At 58.8% G+C, this 21,018-nt stretch carries 23 protein-coding genes and 2 pseudogenes; 9 read left to right on the top strand and 16 right to left on the bottom strand.

Features of this window, described 5'->3' with window-relative positions; all coding sequences use genetic code 11:
* The first annotated feature begins 44 nt into the window (after positions 1–44).
* On the top strand, positions 45–1,247 hold the full coding sequence (locus IOD40_RS04765; RefSeq protein WP_198474835.1) for a pyridoxal phosphate-dependent aminotransferase: 1,203 nt from the start codon (positions 45–47) through the stop codon (positions 1,245–1,247).
* 210 nt (positions 1,248–1,457) lie between these two features.
* Complete coding sequence (locus IOD40_RS04760) at positions 1,458–3,506, top strand: elongation factor G (RefSeq protein ID WP_198474833.1); 2,049 nt, start codon at positions 1,458–1,460, stop codon at positions 3,504–3,506.
* 262 nt (positions 3,507–3,768) lie between these two features.
* On the opposite strand, the gene IOD40_RS04755 is transcribed toward IOD40_RS04760, so the two are convergent.
* Together IOD40_RS04755 and trxB are read right to left on the bottom strand one after the other, a co-directional pair.
* Positions 3,769–4,665, bottom strand: a complete 897-nt coding sequence (locus IOD40_RS04755; protein WP_210336791.1) for a LysR family transcriptional regulator — start codon at positions 4,663–4,665, stop codon at positions 3,769–3,771.
* Positions 4,666–4,692: 27 nt separating this feature from the next.
* Positions 4,693–5,667 carry a thioredoxin-disulfide reductase gene (gene trxB, locus IOD40_RS04750; protein WP_198474829.1) on the bottom strand — a complete coding sequence of 325 codons (975 nt, stop codon included), beginning with the start codon at positions 5,665–5,667 and terminating at the stop codon, positions 4,693–4,695.
* A 249-nt stretch (positions 5,668–5,916) separates the two neighbouring features.
* Between trxB and IOD40_RS04745 the strand changes: the two genes are divergently transcribed.
* On the top strand, positions 5,917–6,390 hold the full coding sequence (locus tag IOD40_RS04745; RefSeq protein WP_198474827.1) for an Lrp/AsnC family transcriptional regulator: 474 nt from the start codon (positions 5,917–5,919) through the stop codon (positions 6,388–6,390).
* Positions 6,391–6,431: 41 nt separating this feature from the next.
* On the opposite strand, the gene IOD40_RS04740 is transcribed toward IOD40_RS04745, so the two are convergent.
* The 4 genes from IOD40_RS04740 to IOD40_RS19985 form a co-directional block, all read right to left on the bottom strand.
* Complete coding sequence (locus IOD40_RS04740; RefSeq protein WP_407649080.1) at positions 6,432–7,514, bottom strand: glycosyltransferase family 4 protein; 1,083 nt, start codon at positions 7,512–7,514, stop codon at positions 6,432–6,434.
* A gap of 5 nt (positions 7,515–7,519) precedes the next feature.
* A complete protein-coding gene (gene greA, locus IOD40_RS04735; protein WP_198474825.1) occupies positions 7,520–7,993 on the bottom strand; it encodes a transcription elongation factor GreA in 474 nt (157 codons plus the stop codon).
* A gap of 188 nt (positions 7,994–8,181) precedes the next feature.
* The gene (locus IOD40_RS04730) at positions 8,182–8,532 is read right to left on the bottom strand and encodes a DMT family protein (protein WP_198474822.1); all 351 of its coding nucleotides are present in this window, start codon (positions 8,530–8,532) and stop codon (positions 8,182–8,184) included.
* Positions 8,533–8,596: 64 nt separating this feature from the next.
* Positions 8,597–8,872, bottom strand: coding sequence for a hypothetical protein (locus IOD40_RS19985; RefSeq protein ID WP_198475359.1), 276 nt, complete (start codon positions 8,870–8,872; stop codon positions 8,597–8,599).
* On the opposite strand from IOD40_RS19985, the gene IOD40_RS04720 reads away from it, so the two are divergent.
* Together IOD40_RS04720 and IOD40_RS04715 are read left to right on the top strand one after the other, a co-directional pair.
* Positions 8,805–9,419, top strand: a complete 615-nt coding sequence (locus tag IOD40_RS04720) for an extensin-like domain-containing protein (RefSeq protein WP_198474820.1) — start codon at positions 8,805–8,807, stop codon at positions 9,417–9,419. The two genes, IOD40_RS19985 and IOD40_RS04720, sit on opposite strands and share 68 nt — an antisense overlap.
* 138 nt (positions 9,420–9,557) lie before the next feature.
* Positions 9,558–10,871: a hemolysin family protein gene (locus IOD40_RS04715; protein WP_198474818.1), complete on the top strand. Its 1,314-nt coding sequence runs from the start codon at positions 9,558–9,560 to the stop codon at positions 10,869–10,871.
* A 53-nt stretch (positions 10,872–10,924) separates the two neighbouring features.
* Here IOD40_RS04715 and IOD40_RS04710 read toward each other — a convergent pair whose 3' ends face one another.
* Complete coding sequence (locus tag IOD40_RS04710; protein WP_198474816.1) at positions 10,925–11,530, bottom strand: NADPH-dependent FMN reductase; 606 nt, start codon at positions 11,528–11,530, stop codon at positions 10,925–10,927.
* 89 nt (positions 11,531–11,619) lie between these two features.
* Here IOD40_RS04710 and IOD40_RS04705 point away from each other — a divergent pair, with 89 nt between their 5' ends.
* Positions 11,620–11,985: a winged helix-turn-helix transcriptional regulator gene (locus IOD40_RS04705; protein ID WP_233713843.1), complete on the top strand. Its 366-nt coding sequence runs from the start codon at positions 11,620–11,622 to the stop codon at positions 11,983–11,985.
* Between the two features lie 3 nt (positions 11,986–11,988).
* Here IOD40_RS04705 and IOD40_RS04700 read toward each other — a convergent pair whose 3' ends face one another.
* Entirely contained in the window at positions 11,989–12,381 is a 393-nt protein-coding gene (locus IOD40_RS04700; protein WP_198474813.1) for an acyl-CoA thioesterase, read from the bottom strand.
* A 126-nt stretch (positions 12,382–12,507) separates the two neighbouring features.
* Complete coding sequence (locus tag IOD40_RS20285; protein ID WP_198474811.1) at positions 12,508–13,353, bottom strand: EamA family transporter; 846 nt, start codon at positions 13,351–13,353, stop codon at positions 12,508–12,510.
* 105 nt (positions 13,354–13,458) lie between these two features.
* Between IOD40_RS20285 and IOD40_RS04690 the strand changes: the two genes are divergently transcribed.
* Together IOD40_RS04690 and IOD40_RS04685 are read left to right on the top strand one after the other, a co-directional pair.
* Positions 13,459–13,620, top strand: coding sequence for a hypothetical protein (locus IOD40_RS04690; RefSeq protein ID WP_198474810.1), 162 nt, complete (start codon positions 13,459–13,461; stop codon positions 13,618–13,620).
* A 49-nt stretch (positions 13,621–13,669) separates the two neighbouring features.
* Positions 13,670–13,900, top strand: a complete 231-nt coding sequence (locus IOD40_RS04685) for a hypothetical protein (protein WP_198474808.1) — start codon at positions 13,670–13,672, stop codon at positions 13,898–13,900.
* Between the two features lie 80 nt (positions 13,901–13,980).
* On the opposite strand, the gene IOD40_RS04680 is transcribed toward IOD40_RS04685, so the two are convergent.
* From IOD40_RS04680 to IOD40_RS04665, 5 genes and pseudogenes are all read right to left on the bottom strand, one after another.
* Positions 13,981–14,334 carry a DUF1428 domain-containing protein gene (locus IOD40_RS04680; RefSeq protein ID WP_198474806.1) on the bottom strand — a complete coding sequence of 118 codons (354 nt, stop codon included), beginning with the start codon at positions 14,332–14,334 and terminating at the stop codon, positions 13,981–13,983.
* Positions 14,335–14,346: 12 nt separating this feature from the next.
* Positions 14,347–14,772, bottom strand: a complete 426-nt coding sequence (locus IOD40_RS04675) for a VOC family protein (RefSeq protein WP_198474805.1) — start codon at positions 14,770–14,772, stop codon at positions 14,347–14,349.
* 244 nt (positions 14,773–15,016) lie between these two features.
* Positions 15,017–15,217, bottom strand: a pseudogene (locus tag IOD40_RS20340) (hypothetical protein); the annotation flags it as partial.
* 89 nt (positions 15,218–15,306) lie between these two features.
* A pseudogene (gene uvrB / locus IOD40_RS04670) lies at positions 15,307–17,878 on the bottom strand (excinuclease ABC subunit UvrB); the annotation flags it as partial.
* A 212-nt stretch (positions 17,879–18,090) separates the two neighbouring features.
* Complete coding sequence (locus IOD40_RS04665) at positions 18,091–18,303, bottom strand: cold-shock protein (protein ID WP_198474803.1); 213 nt, start codon at positions 18,301–18,303, stop codon at positions 18,091–18,093.
* Positions 18,304–18,911: 608 nt separating this feature from the next.
* Between IOD40_RS04665 and IOD40_RS04660 the strand changes: the two genes are divergently transcribed.
* Positions 18,912–19,124 carry a cold-shock protein gene (locus IOD40_RS04660; protein ID WP_024849017.1) on the top strand — a complete coding sequence of 71 codons (213 nt, stop codon included), beginning with the start codon at positions 18,912–18,914 and terminating at the stop codon, positions 19,122–19,124.
* A gap of 83 nt (positions 19,125–19,207) precedes the next feature.
* Here the strand turns inward: IOD40_RS04660 and IOD40_RS04655 are convergent, their stop codons facing one another.
* Together IOD40_RS04655 and IOD40_RS04650 are read right to left on the bottom strand one after the other, a co-directional pair.
* Positions 19,208–19,846, bottom strand: a complete 639-nt coding sequence (locus IOD40_RS04655) for an MBL fold metallo-hydrolase (protein WP_198474801.1) — start codon at positions 19,844–19,846, stop codon at positions 19,208–19,210.
* A 140-nt stretch (positions 19,847–19,986) separates the two neighbouring features.
* Complete coding sequence (locus IOD40_RS04650) at positions 19,987–20,880, bottom strand: branched-chain amino acid aminotransferase (RefSeq protein WP_198474799.1); 894 nt, start codon at positions 20,878–20,880, stop codon at positions 19,987–19,989.
* Positions 20,881–21,018: the final 138 nt, after the last annotated feature.

The raw sequence follows: 21,018 nt of genomic DNA, 5'->3' as shown, positions 1-21,018 counted from the left end.
AGCGCCGCAAGAAGCGGCGTTCATCATCCGTTGGAGATTTGTCCATGGCCTTCCTCGCCGATATCCTTTCACGCGTTAAGCCGTCCGCGACCATCGCGTTCACGCAGAAAGCGCGCGACTTGAAGGCGAAAGGCCGCGACGTGATCTCGCTGGCCGCTGGCGAACCCGACTTCGACACGCCGGACAACGTCAAGAACGCCGCCATCGAAGCAATCCGCCGTGGTGAGACCAAATATACGCCGGTCGCCGGCATCATCCCGCTGCGTGAAGCTATCGCGGCCAAGTTCAAGCGCGAGAACAATCTCGACTACACCCCAGAGCAGACGATCGTCGGTACCGGCGGCAAGCAGATCCTGTTCAACGCCTTCATGGCGACGCTGAATCCGGGTGATGAAGTCATTATCCCGCGTCCATACTGGGTGTCGTACCCCGAAATGGTCGCGATCTGCGGTGGCACGTCGGTCTTCGCTGAAACCTCGATCGACAACGGCTTCAAACTGACTGCCGAGGCACTTGAGCGCGTAATCACGCCGAAGACCAAGTGGCTGATCATGAACTCGCCGTCGAACCCGTCAGGCGCTGCCTACACGGAAGCAGAGCTCAAGGAGATCGCTGCCGTGCTGATGAAGCACCCGCATGTCTGGACGCTCACCGACGACATGTATGAGCACCTGACCTACGGCGACTTCGTGTTCAAGACGATCGCAGAGGTAGAGCCGGCGCTCTACGAGCGTACGCTGACCATGAACGGCGTATCCAAGGCCTACGCGATGACCGGTTGGCGCATCGGCTACGCCGCTGGCCCGCTCGCGCTTATCAAGGCGATGGACATGATCCAGGGCCAGCAGACCTCTGGTGCATGCTCGATCGCACAGTGGGCCTCGGTTGAAGCGCTTAACGGTCCGCAGGACTTCATCGCCAAGAACAAGGCGATCTTCCAGGGCCGCCGCGACCTGGTCGTCGGCATGCTTAACCAGGCAAACGGCATCACCTGCCCGACGCCGGAAGGTGCTTTCTACGTCTACCCGTCGGTCGCTGGCCTCATCGGCAAAACCGCACCTTCGGGCAAGCTGATTGAGACGGACGAAGACTTCGCGCTCGAGCTGCTTGAAGCTGAGGGCGTCGCTGTCGTTCACGGCACCGCATTCGGTCTTGGACCGAACTTCCGCATTTCCTACGCGACGTCGGACGCGACCCTCGAAGACGCTTGCACCCGCATCCAGCGTTTCGCTGGTTCGCTGCGCTAGGCAGTAATAATTGGAAACGCGGTCTTCGGACCGCGTTTTTTCTTTGTGGCTCTGGCACCCTGGCGTCCAAAGGGAAGCCGCCCCTTGCTCTCTACTTCTCTCCGTGTTTGCATAAGCGATGGCCAGCTAGGCCGCGTGCCGATGCCGCCATGCGACGGTCGAAGGCCGGCCGCCGCTCATGAGGAACACAGGAGAGGGAGGTAGGTCGTCATGGGCACTAGAGCAGGAGACCGATGCAAGGGACCAAAATGCATAGCCATCGTTGGTCCCTTCAGCAGCGGCAAAACAACGCTTCTTGAAGCAATTTTGGCGCGGACAGGCAGTATCCCGCGCCAGAACCAGGTTTCATCAGGAAATACCGTCGGCGACAGCTCTCCTGAAGCACGTAGTCATCTGATGAGCGTTGAGGCATCGTTCGTCACGACCGAGTTCATGGGCGAGAGCATCACCTTCGTTGACTGCCCGGGGTCGATCGAATTCGCCTTTGAAGCACAGCCCGTTCTGGCAGGGTGTGACATGGCGGTGGTGGTTGCCGAGCCGGATGAAAAGAAGATACCCGCGCTCCAACTGATCATGCGCCAGCTGGATGATCTTGGCATTCCCCGGATGCTGTTCCTGAACAAGATCGACAAGGCCAGCGGAAGCGTCCGAGACCTGCTGAAACTGCTACAGCCAGCCAGCTCCACTCCCCTCCTCCTGCGTCAGATCCCGCTGCGCCACGGTGACACGATCATTGGCTCGATCGACCTGGCACTAGAGCGCGCCTATATCTATCGCGAGCATCAACCCTCTGAAACGGCTACCATTCCCGACGACGATAAGGCGCGAGAAATGGAAGCACGCTTTTCCATGCTGGAGACGCTCGCCGATCACGACGACGCGCTCATGGAGCAACTTCTCGAAGAGATTGACCCACCCAAGGACGCGGTTTTCGACGACCTTTCTGCAGATCTGCGGGCTGGCAACGTTACACCCGTACTCATCGGAACAGCTGAGAAAGGAAACGGCGCCCTTCGATTGCTCAAGGCGATCCGCCACGATGCGCCGGATGTGGAGGAAACGCGGAAACGGCTTGGAGTGCCGGCTGAAAAATCCGCACTTCAGGTCATGAAGACGGTGCATACCCCCCATGGCGGCAAGCTCTCCGTGTGCCGCATACTTGGCGGCAAGTTTCCCGATGGCTCAGAGGCTTTCTCATCTCGCGGCAAGTCCGGGAAAATTTCGGGCATTTATGCCTTGCTCGCCAATGAACAAAAGAAGGTGCCCGTCGCGGAGGAAGGCGCAACCGTCGCCCTTGGCAAGCTCGAAGACATTGAAACAGGCGACACGCTGTCTCTCGAGCGGTCGATCGACAAGCTAGTCGAGATAGAGTTTCCCACTCATGTCTATGCAACCGTCCTGCGCCCAAGAGAGCGTAAGGATGATGTGCGGCTCCACACTGCACTTCAACGGCTGTTGCAGGAGGACCCTTCCCTCCGAATGGACCAGAACCAGGATAGCGGCGAGACGATCGTCTCCGGTCACGGCGAGATGCACATGCGGGTCACAGTTGAGCGACTGGAGGGAAAGTATCAGATTCCGATAGATCGCCACCCGCTTCGGGTTCCCTACCGGGAAACGATCCGCAAAGGTACAACCCAGCGCGGACGCCACAAGAAACAGTCCGGAGGTCACGGACAGTTTGGAGACGTGGTGCTCGACATCAAACCGCTGCCCCGCGGCACGGGTTTCGAGTTCACTGATACGATCACCGGCGGCGTTGTTCCCAAGCAGTACATTCCCTCGGTTGAAGCCGGTGTCCGGGATTTTCTGAAATGCGGCGCGCTCGGGTTTCCGGTTGTCGATGTCGCGGTAAATCTTGCCGACGGCTCCTATCACAGCGTCGATTCATCGGACATGGCGTTCCAGCTGGCGGCGCGCCTGGCAATGCGCGAGGGGATGGCCGAGTGTTCGCCCGTCCTGCTGGAGCCGATCCTCAAGGTCGAGATCTACACGCCGTCAGATGCCACCGCAAAGATCACCGGTCTTGTCCCTCAGCGCCGAGGCCAGATCCTGGGTTATGATACGCGACCGGGTTGGGAAGGCTGGGATGTCGTCGAGGCAACCATTCCCCAAGCAGAAATCGGCGACCTCATTATCGAGTTGCGATCGGCCACATCCGGCTCTGCGTCCTACCGCGCAAAGTTTGATCATTTGTCTGAACTGACAGGCCGGCTGGCGGAGGCTGTAATGCAGGCCCAGGCGAGCAAGGCCGCCTGATGCGAAGGAGGCCAGCTGGGTACAGGCAGAAAAAAAGCCGGATCTGAAAGACCCGGCTGAGTTTATGGAAGTGCCGTTAGGCTAAACCTCCAGAGGGGAACACTCGCGGGCGCTAATGGGAGGAGGAACGCGCCCGGGAGATGGCTGTCATATGGGCGGTTGCTGATTAAATTGCAAGCAGCTGCTGACGCATTGCACCTATGCGGCAGTGCATAGCTGCACCGCGGAGCAATGCGCCTGCACAAAGCGCAATCGTTTGCCCTCAATAAGCCCAGCTACGCGCCTTCGCGAGCAGGAAATCGCGGAAAACATGCAACTTGACCTGATGCTTCATGGCATCCGGATAACAGAAATAAGTGTCGAAAGACGGCACCTCGGTCTCGGGCATGAGCTGCAACAGGCCTGATTCCTTGTCCACCATGTAATCGGGAAGAATCGCCACTCCCGCCCCGCGTTGAACTGCGATCTTCAACGACATGATATTGTTGATCTGGAGGGCAGCCGTACGTCGCTGGCCTTCCGGAAGCCCGGCCGTCTCCAGCCAGTTCATGTCGGCAAGATGCGCCGGCACCGGCTCGCCGAAAGTGACAATACGGTGCTCGTCCAGATCTGCCATCGACCGCGGCTTGCCGAACTTGTTGATGTAGGACGGCGCCGCATATACGTGGAAATGGACGGTAAACAGCTTGCGCTGGATGAGGTCTGGCTGCTGCGGCTGGCGAAGCCGGATAGCGCAATCCGCCTGACGCATCGTCAGATCCAGCTCCTCATTGGCAAGCAGCAGCTGCAGCTGAATCTCCGGGTAGAGATCCAGGAACTCCTGCACGCGCTCGGTGAGCCAGCCAGAGCCGAGACCCACCGTCGTGGTCACACGCAGCGGGCCCGACGGACGGTCCTTGGCTTCCGTCAGCCGCATCCGCACAGTTTCCAGCTTCATCAGCACTTCATGTGCGGTCTGATAGAGGATTTCGCCTTGCTCGGTCAGCACCAGACCACGTGCGTGGCGGTGGAAGAGCGGCACACCAACATCCTGCTCCAGAGCGCCCACCTGGCGAGAGATAGCGGACTGCGAGAGGCGCAACGCCTCCGCAGCATGTGTGAAAGACCCGGCTTCGGCGGCCGCGTGGAAAACGCGCAGCTTGTCCCAGTCGAGTGCCATATTCACAGATCCTTCTAGATTGGAGGATTATTCCGCAGCTTCGCGGTGCATTTCTAGTTCAGCGATATAGCGCTCGGATTCGAGCGCTGCCATGCAGCCCATTCCGGCAGCGGTTACCGCCTGACGATAAATGTCGTCCGTAACGTCGCCCGCTGCAAACACGCCTGGAACGTCTGTCGCCGTGGAGTCTGGCGCCGTCCAGAGGTAGCCATTCGCTTTCAGCTTGAGCTTGCCCTTGAACAGTTCAACGGCAGGCGCATGGCCGATGGCGACGAAGACGCCGTGGGTATCGAGTTCTGTGACCTCGCCGGTGTAGACGTTGCGCACCCTCAGGCCATTTACCGATGGCGGCATCGGAGCCTTGCCCGGCTCGCCAACAATCTCGTCTACTTCGTGGTCCCAAAGAACCTTCACATTTTCCCGCTGTGCCAGCCGCTCCCGCAAGATGCGTTCTGCACGGAACTCATTGCGCCGGTGAACGACAGTCACGCTCTTTGCGATATTGGAAAGGTAAAGCGCTTCCTCAACCGCCGTGTTGCCACCGCCGACGACCACAACGTCCTTGTTGCGATAGAAGAACCCGTCGCAGGTCGCACAGGCCGAGACACCGAAGCCCATGAACGTCTGCTCGGACGGAAGCCCAAGCCACTTCGCCTGCGCCCCGGTCGCGATAATCAACGCGTCGCAGGTGTAGGTCGCGCCGGAATCCGTCGAAATGACGAAGGGACGAACGTCCAGATTGACCTCGGTGACCATGTCGGAGACGATGGTGGCGCCGACATGCTCGGCTTGGCCCCGCATCTGCTCCATCAGCCAGGGTCCCTGGATCGGATCGGCAAAACCCGGGTAGTTTTCGACATCCGTAGTGATCGTCAGCTGTCCACCCTGCTGCAGCCCGGCAATCAGCACCGGCTTGAGCAGCGCCCGCGCTGCGTATATCGCGGCGGTGTAACCTGCCGGGCCGGACCCGATGATCAGAACGGGCGCGTGTGTCGCGGTCATACTCTTTACCTTCTCCCGCCTCGCAGTGATCAGCGCGGCTAAAATTTACTGGTTAGTAGCGCCTAATCTAGGTGCTCGCACGATATGCTTGCAAGGTGACGATTTGTTGCGTCGCAACAATGTCTGGGGATAGGTTTGCCGACCTTACCACCCCGGAGGCACAATCACTTTATTGCCTTGGACCTGCCGCGATTCTCGCTATAGCGTCGACCCCAATCTGTCCACAAAACAGCTATCTGGAACCCGACCATGCCGCTTAAGGCCGAACTAGACAATATCGACTGGAAAATCCTGAAGGAGCTTCAGGAAGATGGCCGGATGACGAATGTCGAATTGTCGAGGCGTGTTGGCATCTCCGCTCCCCCCTGTCTGCGCCGTGTCAAACGCCTTGAGGACGCCGGGATCATCCGCGGCTATCGCGCGATTCTCGACACTCCCCAGCTCGGGTTTGATGTGGTTGCGTTCTGCTCAGTGGGCCTCAACAATCAGTCAGAGACCGAGCTGAAGGCATTTGCTGAACGCACCAGGTCCTGGCCGATCGTCCGGCAGGCATGGATGGTATCCGGAGAATCCGATTTCATGCTGTACTGCGTCGCGAGCGACCTTGCGACGTTTCAGAACTTTGTCATCGAGGCGCTGACATCGGCACCAAATGTCGGCACCGTCCGCACCGCACTGACAATTCGATCCGTAAAGGACGAAGGCGCCGTCGCGATCGACTGACTTCACACGAATACCAACTGGACAGAAGATGAGCCTCGGATTCAGCGTGCCGAGGCCATCAACTCCTCATAGAGTGCGATCAGCTTGTTCGCCTCGCCCGACAGCTGAAAGTTTTCCAGCACGTGAGCCATGGCAGCTTCACCCTGCCGCTCACGCATCTGATCATCAGCAAGGTAAGGTTCGACCGCCGCGATCATAGCATCACCGCTTCCGGGCGGGACGATCACACCGGCGTGCGCCGGCACCAGCTCGGAAAATGCGCCGACATCAGTTGCCACCACAGGAACACCGCTTGCCATCGCCTCAAGCGGTGTAAGGCCAAAGCCTTCCCAGCGCTGCGGCGCTACATAGAGCGACAATGCGCGGTACCAACGATCAATGTCGGTGTGCTCGCCAACGAACAGGATTCGATCTGAGAGGCCTGCTTGCGCAACCTTCTCCTTCAGACCATCTTCGAACTCTTTGTGCTGCGACGTCGCCCTGCCCGCAACAATCGCGGACCATTGAGGATGCTTGGGAAGGAGCGCAATCATCGCGTCGACGAAGACGTCCGTGCCCTTCTGGTGACGGACGCGACCGAAGCAACCTGCGTATAATCTCGCGGGATCAAGTCCAAGCTCTGCCGACGCTTCGGCACGGCTTTGAGGCGGGCTGAAACGGTCGACATCGATGCCATGCATGACCACGGTGTTGGGCACCTTGAGATAGCCCGCCGTCTTGCTACTGGTCGCAATCACCGCATCCATCTGGTTGATCAGAAAGCGCGTGAAGCTCTTGTGATGACGCTGCGACGCTGATGTGAAGACGATCTTCATAGGCGCGCGAAACAGGTCGCGCAGAAGAAGACCACCGATCATCTCAACATTGCGACGCGCATGCCACACGCGGACCTTTTTGCCCTGCGGCCGGCGCAACAGGCGAGGAAGCTGCCACCATTTCAATTTGGGCAGATGTTCCGGCAGTCCCGGGCCAAGCGTTGCAAGACCGATACGCTTTGCTTGCAGAGGAACGAGTTGGATAATCGTGCTCGTCACCCCTGAGAGCCGACGCTTGAAGTTAGGCACAATGACGAGCACCCGTGCCGGGTCGACGCGGGTGCTCTTATTTTCCTTATCGGAAATCACCAAACCTAAACCCAGCGCAGCTCGACGATCTCGTAGCCGCGGGCACCGCCCGGCGCATTCACCTCGATTTCGTCGCCGACGCTCTTGCCGATAAGTGCGCGCGCAATCGGGGATGAAATCGAGATGCGGCCAGCCTTCACATCAGCTTCCTGATCGCCAACGATCTGGTACGTCTTCTCTTCCTCGGTTTCATCATCAACGAGGACGACCGTGGCGCCGAACTTGATGGTCTCGCCGGAAAGCTTCGCCACGTCGATGACTTCAGCGCGGGCGATCAGATCCTCGAGCTCGTTGACGCGGCCTTCATTGAGACTCTGTGCCTCTTTAGCGGAATGGTATTCCGCGTTCTCGGACAGGTCACCATGTGCGCGGGCCTCGGAGATAGCCTCAATGATGCGCGGACGCTCTTCTTGCTGGCGCCAGCGCAGTTCCTCCTTAAGCGCCTCGAATCCGCGGACCGTCATCGGGACCTTGTTCATCTCAGTCGACCTTTCCTGCACATCCACTGCCCCGCTCGCCGGGGGCAAAGACAAAAATAAAACGGCTCGGCAGCCTCGGCCAACGAACCGTTCATCGCATATTCAGCGCCAAATATAGCAAGTCTGAGGCAGTTTTCACGAACAATTTCGCACAAAGCAGCGGCAAATTCGCCACTTCCACAAAAGGCTTACGCGCGGAAGATGACGGCGGCGCCTGCTGCGATGAGTGCAAACCCCGCGACATGGTTCCACGTAATAGCTTCTTTCAGGTAGAAGACTGAGAAAACCACGAAGACTGCAAGCGTTATTACTTCCTGCATCGTCTTCAACTCTGCTGCCGAGTAGACCTGATGACCAATACGGTTGGCAGGAACAGCGAACCAGTACTCGACAAAGGCAATCATCCAGCTGAACATCACCGCTGCATAAAGTGGTGCTGTCTTGAACTTGAGATGACCATACCAGGCGAACGTCATGAAAACGTTCGACGCCACAAGAAGAAGTATCGGCAATATCTTCGGGGACAGAAGCAGCGACATGGTGTTTCCGCAAAAAGGGTTAGCAAACGGTGGGCGTCACTTCTTGCCCGATTTTCAACGGGATTCACAGTTTGAACCGCGCGTTCCCGTCACCTGCATAGCTCCGCGATGAGATTCGAGACAGCGCGTTACCGCATGTGATCGTGCGGTGGTTGTCGAATTCGGCGCCGTGCACCAGTTTCAACCTCATGAGCTTCATCAACAAACCAGCCGTGATCGCGCTGGTCTGCTTAATTGTCGCGCCAACAAATGCAGTGGAGTTGCCCGCGACAATGCAGCCGCCACCTGCAAAGCCCGCAACCATTGAACCGGAAGCCGAGAAAACGTCAGTAATCCGCACTCTTCCCGAAAGCGAGCGCCTCTGCAGGGAGCGACTCAAGAAGCTAGGCGTCGGGTTCACGGCCGCAGACGCACTACGGGATGGAGGTTGTAGAGCCGACCATCCGGTCGAGGTCGGCCTCTTGCCCGGCGGGGTTGAACTCCGACCTGCGGCAACGCTCTCCTGCCCCATGGCGCTCGCCACCGCAAAGTTCGTGGATAACGCGCTGATAAGAGCCGTACGCGACGAACTGGGCCAAGAACTGGCTGCGATCAATCAGGCGTCCGCTTATGTCTGCCGCCCCAGAAATGGCACTCAGAAGCTATCCGAACACGCTTTCGCCAACGCGCTCGACGTCTCTGCCTTAATATTCAAGGATGAAACACGGTTCGATATTCGCGCCTATGGCAAGAAGGAGGCGAAAGAGGCCAGCCTTTTGCAGCGTATTAGGACGGCCGCGTGCGGACCGTTTAAATCTGTTTTGGGACCCGGCAGTGACGCGGACCACTCCGACCATCTGCATCTTGACCTCGCTCAACGGCGCAATGGTTCAACCTTCTGCCAATAACAAGATGAGCTTATCAACCGACAGATGCGGCGACAATTTCGACGAGAAACCGCCGCTGTACCCTGTCCTTTGCGGAGATAATCGCTACCCCTGAAAAATGCTGTCGCCATAATTGGCGCCTAGTGCTATCTGGAACCGATGCTGTACATTGAAATCGCTGTCGTCGTCGTTCTCATCTGCGTCAACGGGCTTCTGGCCATGTCCGAGTTGGCCGTCGTCTCTTCCCGCCCATCCCGCCTGTCGGCAATGGGCGAAAAGGGAAACACCGGCGCGGCTATCGCCAACAAGCTCGCATCTGACCCGGGGCGTTTTCTTTCGACCGTCCAGATCGGCATCACCCTCGTGGGCGTCCTTTCCGGTGCATTTTCGGGAGCGACGCTCGGCCTGCGGCTTTCAAACTGGATGATCTCCGTTGGAGTACCGGAAGGCGTTGCAGGCACGCTGGGCGTCGGCCTTGTCGTGGCGCTGATCACCTACGGCTCGCTCATTATTGGCGAGCTCGTTCCAAAGCAGATCGCCCTTCGCAACCCGGAAGCGGTCGCTTCGCGCGTTGCTGGCGGCATGCGTATCCTTTCCATCGTCGCTGCTCCCCTGGTTTGGCTTCTCGATATTTCGGGCAAGGCGGTCCTCAAGCTGCTGGGGCAATCCGAAGAAGGCACGACAAAGGTCACCGACGAAGAGATCGCCAGCCTTATTGCTGAGGCCGAAAGCCATGGCGTGGTGGAAAGCGACGAACGCAAGATGATCGCAGGCGTGATGCGCCTTGCAGATCGCAGCGTTCGTGCACTCATGACTCCCCGTACCGAAATCGATTGGATCGATCTGCACGACAACAAGACCACGCTTCGCCGAAAGCTGGTTGAAACGCCACGTTCCATCCTGCCAGTTGGTGATGGCAGCGTGGACCAGATGGTCGGCGTCATTCGCGCTCGCGAAGTGCTTGCAATGCTGATCGAGCGCAAGCCCTTTGAACTGTCAGAACTGATCCAGCCGGCACCGATTGTACACGACAACACGGACGCACTTGATGTCCTGACGACGCTCAAAGAGGCGGAAACGCCCATGGCTCTCGTCCATGACGAGTATGGCAACTTCGAAGGCGTCGTAACGCCTGCGGACATTCTCGAGACGATCGTTGGTGCTTTCCGTTCGGACCTCGACGATGAAGAGGAGCCTTCAGCAATCGAACGCGAGGACGGCTCCTGGCTTCTCGCCGGCTATCTGCCGACGGACGAAATGGCCGAAATCCTCCACATCGAACTGCCAGAGAAACGGGATTATGAAACGCTCGCGGGATTTGTCCTGTCACACATGCACAAACTGCCAGAAATTGGCGAATATGTAGATGCCCTGGGCTGGCGCTTTGAAGTGGTTGACCTGGACGGTCGGCGCATCGACAAAATTCTTGCAACGCGCAGCATCAAGACCCATCGCGGGATGCTTCCCGCATAAGACAAAGGCCGGCAACACAAGCCGGCCTTTTCATTTTGATGTTCCGCTCAATCCTACTCGGCAGCGGCCTTGTCAGCTTCCAAAGAAGCGTCGCGCGCGGACTTGAGCGCGTTCACCCACCAGGCAAACTGTGAGAGCATGTCGCTGCCGGACTGCACAAGGTGCGGGAAGTCGGCAACCTTCTTGTCGCCAGAAGCGATCTGCGCGTAGTCAGCCCACACGATGTGAACGCCAGTGCGGATCGGTGCCATCTGCAGCTCAATTGCGATAAGGCGAAGGTGCTCGACCGCACGTGCACCGCCGACACCGCCGTAGCCGACGAACGCCACCGGCTTGTTGGCCCACTCATTGTAGGCGTAGTCGAGCGCATTCTTGAGAACACCGGTCGGGCTGTGGTTGTACTCGGCTGCGGTCATGATGTAGCCGTCGAAGCTCGCAACCTTCTCCTGCCACTTACGCGCCACTTCAGACTGGGACGGAGCCCATGCCGGTGATGCCGGCTCTTCGAAGAACGGCAGCGGGAAATCGCGCAGATCGACGATCTCGACTTCGAAGTCTCCCGTCGCCCTGGCCAGTTCGGCAATCCATTCTGCAGGCTTGTCACCGAAGCGACCCTGACGGGTAGAACCGATGATCACTCCGATTTTAGGTTTGGCCATGGTAAAGTCCTTCTAGCGTTAACTCGGTATCAGAATGATACTAACGCTAGATATGTAACTAATGAGGCTGTCCGCAAGGAGCGACTTTGTTGACACTCAGTCACCACAACCCAACCGCCTGCCGCGCAATCAGCGATGTGCTTGCACGAGTAGGTGACAAATGGGCGGTTTTGGTCGTGGAACTGCTGTGCAATGGACCACTGCGCTTCACGGAACTTCAGCGCAGTATCGGCAACATTTCGCAAAAAATGCTGACGACGACGCTAAGGGGCCTCGAGCGGGACGGACTCGTGACGCGCACAGTCTACCCCACGATCCCGCCGCGGGTCGATTATGAGCTGACAACTCTCGGCCGCGGACTTCACGAGCCTGTAAAAGCGCTCAGCGATTGGGCCCGCGCGAACATCGATCGCATCAACGATGCACGGCGAGTTTTCGATGCGGAGAGAGACTAATCGTCAGCTTTCCTGCGGCACGGGTGTCGGCTTCCCATCCGCGTCGACTGCTACCATGACAAAATCAGCGTGGGTTACGCGTTCCATCAAATCGGAAAGATATCGCTGTGCCCAAGCCTCGACGCGGAGCGTCAGCGAAGTCGTGCCCACCTTCGTGATGTCGATGTAAACGCAAAGCGTATCGCCAACCTTCATAGGTTTGGCAAAGGACATTTCCTTGACTGCAGCAGTGACCACCCTGCCCCTGGCGCGCTCGGCTGCGCGGATACCGCAGGCCAGGTCCATCTGGGCCATGACCCAACCGCCAAAAATATCGCCTGCGGCGTTTGCGTCGGCTGGCATGGCAAGCGTGCGCAAGGTCAGCTCGCCCACGGGCTTTACATCTGTCCTGTTCATGTTCCCCTCACTGCAAGGTCTATAGAAGCCCTACCTGCGTCTTCCGGAGCGAACAAGTAGCCTGCCACCATGACGTTGCGGACAAATATTACAGGTTTGGGCCTCAGCTGTGGACGATCCCGCACCTCAGGCAAGCCGCAGTGCGACCACGCCGCTTACGATCAGCAGGGCCGCTAAAACCCGCCACCGCGAGACCGCCTCGCCCAGCATCACGACCGAAATCAGCATTGCGAACAAGATCGAGCTTTCGCGCAGGGCGGCGACGGCTGCGATCGGTGCCTTCGTCATTGCCCACATCGCAATCCAGTAGGCGATGCCACTGAGGAGACCGCCCAGCAATCCGATCTTCCACTCAGGGATCATGACGCGGATGACCCGCGGCCCGCGCAGCATGATGCAGAAGAGCATCGACCAGATGCCTTCGAACACGAACAACCAGACAGCATAACTCGTTGCGTCCACGGAGGAGCGTGCACCCGAGCCATCGCTGATGGTGTACCCTGCAATGAAGACAGAGGTCAGGAGCGCATAGAATACGGCGCGGGCGCGAAACGCATCAGCGCTCGCGCCACCGCGATAAGACATCAGGAATACGCCGCCGCACAAAAGAACGATCCCTGCCAGCGTCACCGGCCCCGGCGCCTCGCCGAGCAAGATGGCACCGCCAATCGTCGTAAGGAGAGGAGCTGTCCCACGAGCGAGCGGATAAGCCAGTGTCAGGTCGCCGTGCTCATAGGCTCGGGTCAGGTAGTATTTGTAGCCTGTATGGAAAAACAGCGAGAGAGCGATCCAGCCCCAGGTGACCCCATTTGGCACCGAAACAAACGGCAACAGCGGCGCTGCAACCAAACCGGTTCCGAAGCTCATCAGAGAGATGGACGCGAAGCGGTCGAGACGAACCTTGAGCAGCGCGTTCCACGATGCATGCATCAGTGCCGCGGCCAGTACGGCGAAGAAGACACCAATGCTCACGATGTCGCCACCGTGACACTATCAGTTTTGCAGGCGGAAGGGCTGGCAGGCATTTCGTAACGCCGAATTTCAGAAACGATCTGCCAATAGCACGGGCGATCGACAATGGCCAAAGCCAGCCGCGATCAAATCGGCGCTGCACCCCTCTTCCCAGCGCCATTTGGCGGAAAACCGATCAACAAATGTTTCACTGCTGCCACAAGAGGACACATTTTCAATTTTGCATTTGCCGCAACAAAAGATTCCGGCAATCCTGCAAAAGGATAGTCTCTTATGAAGAATGGCGCACACGCGCCTGGCATTAAGGAGTATGAGTATGCCCGCCCCCGAGACTCCCACCACATTCGACGGCGTCCTTGTGGCCCCGCCAGACCTCGCTCAAATGCAGTCCATCATAGAGGCTGTCAGCAATGAGCTGGGTATCCCTGCGCATAATCATGCGCGGCGGGAAATCATAGCCGATCGCGTGTTCAGTGCTTATGCGCGCGGAAACCGCCTGCCGCTCAACATGGTCAGCGCAGGACTGACCGATAGTGCCTGCCCTTAATTGACTGGCTTATGGCACGCCAGTGTCGCTTGACCTGCAATCAGGTCCAGCGGCCATGAGATCCTCAATTATGTGGATCCTCAGGCCTCCACGAATGTCTTGAGGCCACCGTAGATCATGCGCTGCGCATCGAATACGCCCTTCCAGGCTTCGCTCTTCATGCGCTCATCGCCCATCACCCTTTGATTGATCTCGTCGCGGCTCTCGCGCGACGAATAGGTGATCCAGGCGAATATCACCGTCTCATCGTCCTTTGCCTGCACCGCGCGCGGGAAAGATGTCAGCTCACCGTAGGGCACGTCATCCGCATACGCTTCGACATAAGAAAGTGCGCCGTGCTCGATCCATACGTTGCAGGCATGGGTCGCCAGCTGTTTGTATTGCTCCAGGTTCGCGGTCGGAACCGCGACGACAAAGCCATCGACATACGCCATCTGCTTTCCTCCCTAGCTCGGTTTCACCGATGCGTTCATCGCCCAGGATACACCGAAAGGATCGCGCAGGCTTCCCCATCTGTCGCCCCAGAACATCACATCGAGCGGCGTGACGACCTCACAGCCAGCATCAATCGCGCGCTGCCACCAGCTGTCGATCTCGTCATTGCTCAGGATCAGTTGCAGCGAATAGCCCTGCGCCGGCATATGCGGGTGGCCATGCTCGGGAAACGGATCGCCCAGCATCAGTGACGAGCCGTTGACGTAAAGATGCACATGCATCGTCCGCCCCTTCTCGTCCGGCGGCACCACTAAAGCCGTCTCCGCCCCAAAAGCCTTACCATAAAACTCCGACGCCTTCAGCGCGCCATCAACTTCCAAATACGCAATCAACCCGCCCTTAGCCGGCGGCATCGGCGGAAATTTTTCGTGGGTCATGTCTAGTCCTCCCTGATCGCAGGATGCATGCGAAGGGCGGAATGATGATCGCGAAGGGCGCGAGGGGGAAACGAATATTTTTTATGGGATTATTTGTGGGGGTGAAGGGATGGGGTGATGGCGGCAATTGGGAGCCACGCAAACTCAAGGGCTGGTAACGGCCATCCACTGGAAGAGACGCGCCTCAACCATCGGTGCCGGCCCTAAGCCGAATTCCCGACGGCCCCCTTTCTCAGCCCCCCAATCACCTCCCCGGCCGCCCCGTCTTCCGTGACCGCCTCGTTTCCTTCCGCACATCGGCCGGGTCTTCATAAGACCCGATTCCGGCGCGTTCGCGTTTGACCGCTTTGGCGTCGTTCTCCGGCTTGACCGGCAGCTTGCCTTGGACTGGCTTTTCGGTGCGGCCGACGGTCATTTCGTCGAGGGTGTTCTTGCGGAAGAGGTTGGGGCGTGCGGCTTTGGCGGCTTCTTCGGCGGCCTGCGCTTCGCGGTACTTCTGGATACGCTCCAGCTCTTCCGCCGTCTTGTGCTTGGCGATGCCCTTGTTGTGCTTGCCCTTTTCGCGGCCCGAGGCCGGGCTGATCAGATCGGCCTCGCGGGCCATCGGGTCGTCGGAGATCGCAAGCTCGGTTTCACGCAGGCGCTTGATCTCGTCGCGCAGTCGCGCGGCCTTCTCGAAGTCGAGATCGGCTGCCGCATTGCGCATCTCCTTCTCGAGATAGTCGAGATGCGACTTAAGATTGTTGCCGACGAGGTTGTCCTTGCCGTCCTTTGTGAAGCCGGAAATGTCGGCGCGCACGTGATCGCGTTCGTAGACCGAGTCGAGAATGTCGCCGATATTCTTCTTCACGCTCTCCGGCGTGATGCCGTTGGCCTCGTTGTAGGCCATCTGCTTTTCGCGGCGGCGATTGGTCTCCGCCATCGCCCGCTCCATCGAGCCGGTGATCTGGTCGGCATAGAGAATGACCTTGCCGTCGACGTTACGCGCCGCACGGCCGATCGTCTGGATGAGCGATGTTTCCGACCGCAGAAAGCCTTCCTTGTCGGCATCGAGGATCGCAACGAACCCGCATTCGGGAATGTCGAGACCTTCGCGCAGAAGGTTGATGCCGATGAGCACGTCGAACGCGCCAAGGCGCAGGTCGCGCAAAATTTCGATGCGCTCCAGCGTGTCGATGTCCGAGTGCATGTAGCGCACGCGAACGCCTTGCTCGTGCAGATATTCGGTAAGGTCTTCCGCCATGCGCTTGGTCAGAACAGTGCAAAGCGTGCGATAGCCCTTGGCCGTCGTCTCGCGGATCTCGCCCAGAACGTCGTCGACCTGGCTCTTGGCCGGACGCACCTCGACCGGCGGATCGATCAGACCGGTCGGGCGAATGACCTGCTCGGCGAAGACGCCGCCGGCCTCTTCCATCTCCCAGCTGCTGGGCGTAGCCGACACGGCGACCGTGAGAGGGCGCATCGCGTCCCACTCCTCGAAGCGCAGCGGACGGTTGTCCATGCATGAAGGCAGGCGGAAACCGTATTCGGCAAGCGTTGCCTTGCGCCGAAAGTCGCCGCGATACATCGCGCCGATCTGCGGCACCGTCACATGGCTCTCGTCGATGAAAACGATGGCGTTGTCCGGCACGTACTCGAACAGGGTCGGCGGTGGATCGCCGGGGCGGCGGCCGGTGAGGTAGCGCGAATAGTTTTCGATGCCGGCGCAGGAGCCGGTTGCTTCAAGCATTTCAAGGTCGAACCGGGTGCGCTGCTCGAGGCGCTGGGCTTCGAGCAGACGCCCTGCCCGCTCGAGCTCGGCCAGCCGATGCTTCAGCTCTTCCTTGATCGACTTGATCGCCTGGTTCAGCGTTGGGCGCGGCGTCACATAGTGCGAATTCGCATAGATCTTGACGCTCTTGAGGTCGCCGGTTTTCTGACCCGTCAGCGGGTCGAACTCGGTGATCGTCTCGATCTCGTCGCCCCACATCGAAATGCGCCAGGCGCGGTCTTCCAAGTGGGCAGGGAACAGCTCGATCGTGTCGCCCCGCACGCGAAATGAGCCGCGCGTGAAATTGATGTCCTGACGCTTGTATTGCTGCGCCACGAGGTCGGCGAGCAACTGCCGCTGGTCGAGCCGGTCGCCCACCTCCATCTGGAAGGTCATCGCCGTATAGGTTTCGACCGAGCCGATACCGTAGATGCACGACACCGACGCGACGATGATGACGTCATCACGCTCCAGCAGCGAGCGCGTCGCCGAGTGGCGCATGCGGTCGATCTGCTCGTTGATCGAGGATTCCTTCTCGATATAGGTGTCGGTGCGCGGAACGTAGGCTTCCGGCTGGTAGTAGTCGTAATACGAGACGAAATATTCGACCGCGTTGTTGGGGAAAAAGCTTCTGAACTCGCCATAAAGCTGCGCCGCCAGCGTCTTGTTGGGCGCGAGGATCAGCGCCGGGCGCTGCGTTTCCTCGATTACCTTCGCCATCGTAAACGTCTTGCCCGAACCGGTAACGCCGAGCAGCACCTGCGTGCGCTCCTTCTCGGCAACGCCGGCGACAAGATCACGGATCGCTGTCGGCTGATCGCCCGACGGCTTGAATTCCGTGTCCATCTTGAGTGCGATGCCGCCCTCAGACTTGTTCGGCCGTTCGGGGCGGTGCGGCACCCATTTTTCGTCGCGCAGGTTCGGGTCGCCGCCTTCGATCAGCTTGGAGAGCGCCGCGACCGTGGCTGTCACACCCGAAGAAGCGAGTGTATCGACGTCCTCGAGCGCAATATCCAGACCAGCGACAGGATTGAGACCGGCCGCAGCCCGCTCCTTCGGCGACGCCGCGCCGCCCATCGACGTGCCGCGCGAAGAACGCGTGGGCGCGCTCGAGCGCTCAGCGACCTTCTTCTTCGGCTTGGCGGCAGGCCTTTCCGCCTGCTCCGAGATCTCCCGAGCCCAATCTGAAATCGAGCCGCTCAGCGGCACGCCTTCGATCGCTGCCTGAGGTGCCTCATCAAACCCTTCTGGCGCATCCACGCGCTCGGAAGCGTCAAGAAACTCTGTCAGGGGGCCTTTGCGCGCGTTTCCGGCCTTTGCGGCCGCGCCGCGCTTCATGTCTGGAGATCGTGCCATGGCGGGAATATGGTCGGTGCCACATCAAATGGAAAGGCCTGCGGCCCCCACGCCTCGATCAATTCACGTGATCCTGACAGGAGGTTGTCAGGATCCGTCATGCGACGCAGCAGCGATGTCCGGGCGTACAAGTAGTTCTCTGCTCTTACTTGGCCCCTGAAACGAAAAAGGCGGCGCGATCGCTCGCACCGCCTTTCCAAACTCTTGCGGGATTATTCTGCCGAAAGGTTCACAGCCTTCGGACCCTTGCCCATACGATCCGGCTCGGTGTCGAAGGTGACCTTCTGGCCATCTACCAGGGTACGCAGACCCGATGCTTCAACAGCGGAGATGTGGACGAAAACGTCCTTCGCACCGCCATCAGGCGTAATGAAGCCGAAGCCTTTGGTTGCATTGAAGAATTTAACGGTGCCGGTCTGGGCCATAGGGGAAAGCTCCTGTTCCCTTTGGTAAGCTGCGTCTGCACGACGTGTGCAGGGTCGCGTGTGTCGAGAGTTCACGAAGTCGGGGAAAGGTCGTCCAAAACGGTCCAGTCTCCGGGATGCAAATGCCCGAACGTCATCAGAATGGCACGATTTCTGATCGTCTGCAAGAAGGCAGAAACGGCACGATTCATGATCTGAAAAGCGGCACCAGGCGTGCTTCATATGCAGACTGTACACCTTCGCTCGCCTCATTCCCGCGAGCGGAGTTGGCGCAGCAACGTGAAAATTACAGCAAAGCGGACGCGTACATTGTTGTTTTCATTGTAGTAAGCATCTATCCGAATCTTTTGCTTGCTCGTAACTGGAAAATGAACGACAAATTCTTCCGTTCGGGCATTTGCCGGCCCGGAGACTGGAATAGGATACACTGGTGCAACTCCCACCGCAGGAAATGGGTAAATTGCAAGATTGTACCGGTCGACCGCGAAATGAGAGGGTTTCGGCTAGACCCCGGCGCGACGGATGCCTCTTCTTCTCCCCCAGTGATGCCAGAACAACGCGGGTGTTGCCCGCAGGGACTAGGAGCGGGAGATAAGGAGCATCCCAAAATGCCTCAGAGTGGAACGGTTAAATTCTTCAATCATGCCAAGGGGTTTGGCTTCATCACGCCCGAGGGCGGTGACAAGGACGTGTTCGTCCATATTTCAGCGGTTCAGGCGTCAGGCCTACCCGGTCTGGAAGACGGTCAGAAGGTCACCTTCGAGACTGAACCGGACAAGCGTGGAAAGGGCCCGAAGGCTGTCAATTTGACCGTCCTTTAACCCACGGGGCGGCAGCTCCGCCAGCAAACAGATGAACACGCGTCACTTCAGTGAGACGCGTGTTCTTTTGTATAGGATCCTGTTTATCGCAGGAACGGGTTTGAGCGGCGCTCGTCTCCAAATCGACCGCCAGGACCGTGACCGCAGATGAAGCCTATCTCGTCGCCGAGCGGCAGCAGCTTCTCCTTGATCGAGCGGATCAGCGCGTCGTGATCTCCGCCCGGAAGGTCGGTACGCCCGACAGATCCCTGGAACAGGACATCACCGACATGGGCGAACTTTGCGTCCCGGTTGTAGTAGACCACGTGCCCAGGCGCATGGCCGGGACAATGCAGAACCTCGAAATCATGCCCGGCGAACGAGACAACCTCACCTTCGTTGAGGTAGCGGTCCGGGGTGCAGTTCCGCACGCCGGAAATGCGATAGTTGGTTGCGGACAGCTCGATATTGTCCAGAAGAACGCGGTCCGCCTCATGAGGGCCCACTATGTCGACGCCCAGCTTTTCCTTGAGCTCCATTGCGCCGCCTGCATGGTCGATATGCCCATGCGTTATCCAGATCGCTTCGATCTTGATTCCGTTTTCCTGGATCGCTGCCACGATTTGATCGACATCACCACCCGGATCAACGACCACACCCTGCTTCGTCTCGTCATCAAACAGGATGGTACAGTTCTGCTGGAACGGGGTGACAGGAACGATGCCCGCGCGAAGTTGGCCCATCTTCATCTCCTCTTTTCGCCTGACTTAGAGCAAGTTGAACGAAAAGGCGAAGCGACTTTCGGCGCAGTTCACTTCCGTCTTTCCTCTCAAACAAAATCCCCCGCCGAAGCGGGGGATGGAAAGACTGACTTGAGACCAGCCTACTCGGCTGCCTGCGCCTGCTTTGGCTGAACCTCCGCCTCATAGGCGTCGATCAGCTTCTTGCTCAGCGCGCCCGGAGTAAAGCGGTACTGCGCGATCTCGGAAATCGGGGTGACTTCTGCAGCCGTTCCGCACAGGAACGCTTCCTCAAAGCCTGCCATTTCTTCCGGCATGATGGCACGCTCGATCACCTCGATGCCGAGGTCCCTGGCGAGGCCGATCACAGTGCGACGGGTAATACCGTCGAGGAAGCAATCGGGGGTGGGCGTGTGCAGCTTGCCGTCCTTGACGAAGAAGATATTTGCGCCGGTTGCCTCAGCGATCTGGCCGCGCCAGTCGAGCATCAACGCGTCCGCATAACCCTTGGCTTCTGCAGCATGCTTGGACAGCGTGCAGATCATGTAGAGGCCGGCGGCCTTTGCGCGCGACGGAGCCGTGCGCGGGTCCGGACGGCAATACTCGGCGATGTCGAGGCGGATGCCTTTCATCTTGGTTGCCGGGTCGAAATAGCTCGGCCACTGCCAGATCGCGATGGCGACGTTAATGCGGTTGTTCTGTGCCGACACACCCAGCGACTCCGAACCGCGCCATGCGATCGGACGAACATACGCATCCGTGAAGCCCTGCTTCACAAGAAGATCCCGGCACGCCTGGTTGATCTCTTCAACGGTGTACGGGATCTCGAACCCGAGAATCCGACCAGACTCGATCAAGCGCTCCGTATGTTCCGTCAGCTTGAAGATTTCGCCACCATAGGCGCGCTCGCCCTCGAAGACAGAGCTGGCGTAATGGAGACCGTGGGTCAGCACGTGCAGCTTGGCGTCCGCCCATCTGACGAATTCGCCGTTCATCCAGATATGACCGTCAAGCTGGTCGAAAGGAACGGATGCCATGATAATCTCCCTAGGTGCCGGAGGTATGTTTTCGTTGGACGTGAGCCGCGCACTTCGCTAACCCAAAATGTGGAATTTGCAAGTGCTGTGGCTGGCTACCGACGATTAATGGAAGCTCCTGAACCCTATTTGGATCTT

The sequence above is a fragment of the Aquamicrobium zhengzhouense genome (genome assembly GCF_016124105.1).
GTDB classification, from domain to species: Bacteria; Pseudomonadota; Alphaproteobacteria; order Rhizobiales; family Rhizobiaceae; genus Aerobium; species Aerobium zhengzhouense.
This window is presented reverse-complemented; position numbering and strand designations above follow the sequence as displayed.

Bases quoted from the DNA above. Each gene is read 5' to 3' on its own strand.
- IOD40_RS04720 (WP_198474820.1), top strand. From the start codon at position 8,805: ATGCAGCCGCCACCTGCAAAGCCCGCAACCATTGAACCGGAAGCCGAG.
- IOD40_RS04680 (WP_198474806.1), bottom strand. From the start codon at position 14,334: ATGGCGTATGTCGATGGCTTTGTCGTCGCGGTTCCGACCGCGAACCTG.
- greA (WP_198474825.1), bottom strand. From the start codon at position 7,993: ATGAACAAGGTCCCGATGACGGTCCGCGGATTCGAGGCGCTTAAGGAG.
- IOD40_RS04730 (WP_198474822.1), bottom strand. From the start codon at position 8,532: ATGTCGCTGCTTCTGTCCCCGAAGATATTGCCGATACTTCTTCTTGTG.
- IOD40_RS04755 (WP_210336791.1), bottom strand. From the start codon at position 4,665: ATGGCACTCGACTGGGACAAGCTGCGCGTTTTCCACGCGGCCGCCGAA.
- IOD40_RS04760 (WP_198474833.1), top strand. From the start codon at position 1,458: ATGGGCACTAGAGCAGGAGACCGATGCAAGGGACCAAAATGCATAGCC.
- IOD40_RS04765 (WP_198474835.1), top strand. From the start codon at position 45: ATGGCCTTCCTCGCCGATATCCTTTCACGCGTTAAGCCGTCCGCGACC.
- IOD40_RS04710 (WP_198474816.1), bottom strand. From the start codon at position 11,530: ATGGCCAAACCTAAAATCGGAGTGATCATCGGTTCTACCCGTCAGGGT.
- trxB (WP_198474829.1), bottom strand. From the start codon at position 5,667: ATGACCGCGACACACGCGCCCGTTCTGATCATCGGGTCCGGCCCGGCA.
- IOD40_RS04715 (WP_198474818.1), top strand. From the start codon at position 9,558: ATGCTGTACATTGAAATCGCTGTCGTCGTCGTTCTCATCTGCGTCAAC.
- IOD40_RS04700 (WP_198474813.1), bottom strand. From the start codon at position 12,381: ATGAACAGGACAGATGTAAAGCCCGTGGGCGAGCTGACCTTGCGCACG.
- IOD40_RS04675 (WP_198474805.1), bottom strand. From the start codon at position 14,772: ATGACCCACGAAAAATTTCCGCCGATGCCGCCGGCTAAGGGCGGGTTG.
- IOD40_RS04685 (WP_198474808.1), top strand. From the start codon at position 13,670: ATGCCCGCCCCCGAGACTCCCACCACATTCGACGGCGTCCTTGTGGCC.
- IOD40_RS04650 (WP_198474799.1), bottom strand. From the start codon at position 20,880: ATGGCATCCGTTCCTTTCGACCAGCTTGACGGTCATATCTGGATGAAC.
- IOD40_RS04655 (WP_198474801.1), bottom strand. From the start codon at position 19,846: ATGGGCCAACTTCGCGCGGGCATCGTTCCTGTCACCCCGTTCCAGCAG.
- IOD40_RS04745 (WP_198474827.1), top strand. From the start codon at position 5,917: ATGCCGCTTAAGGCCGAACTAGACAATATCGACTGGAAAATCCTGAAG.
- IOD40_RS04660 (WP_024849017.1), top strand. From the start codon at position 18,912: ATGCCTCAGAGTGGAACGGTTAAATTCTTCAATCATGCCAAGGGGTTT.
- IOD40_RS04690 (WP_198474810.1), top strand. From the start codon at position 13,459: ATGGCCAAAGCCAGCCGCGATCAAATCGGCGCTGCACCCCTCTTCCCA.
- IOD40_RS04665 (WP_198474803.1), bottom strand. From the start codon at position 18,303: ATGGCCCAGACCGGCACCGTTAAATTCTTCAATGCAACCAAAGGCTTC.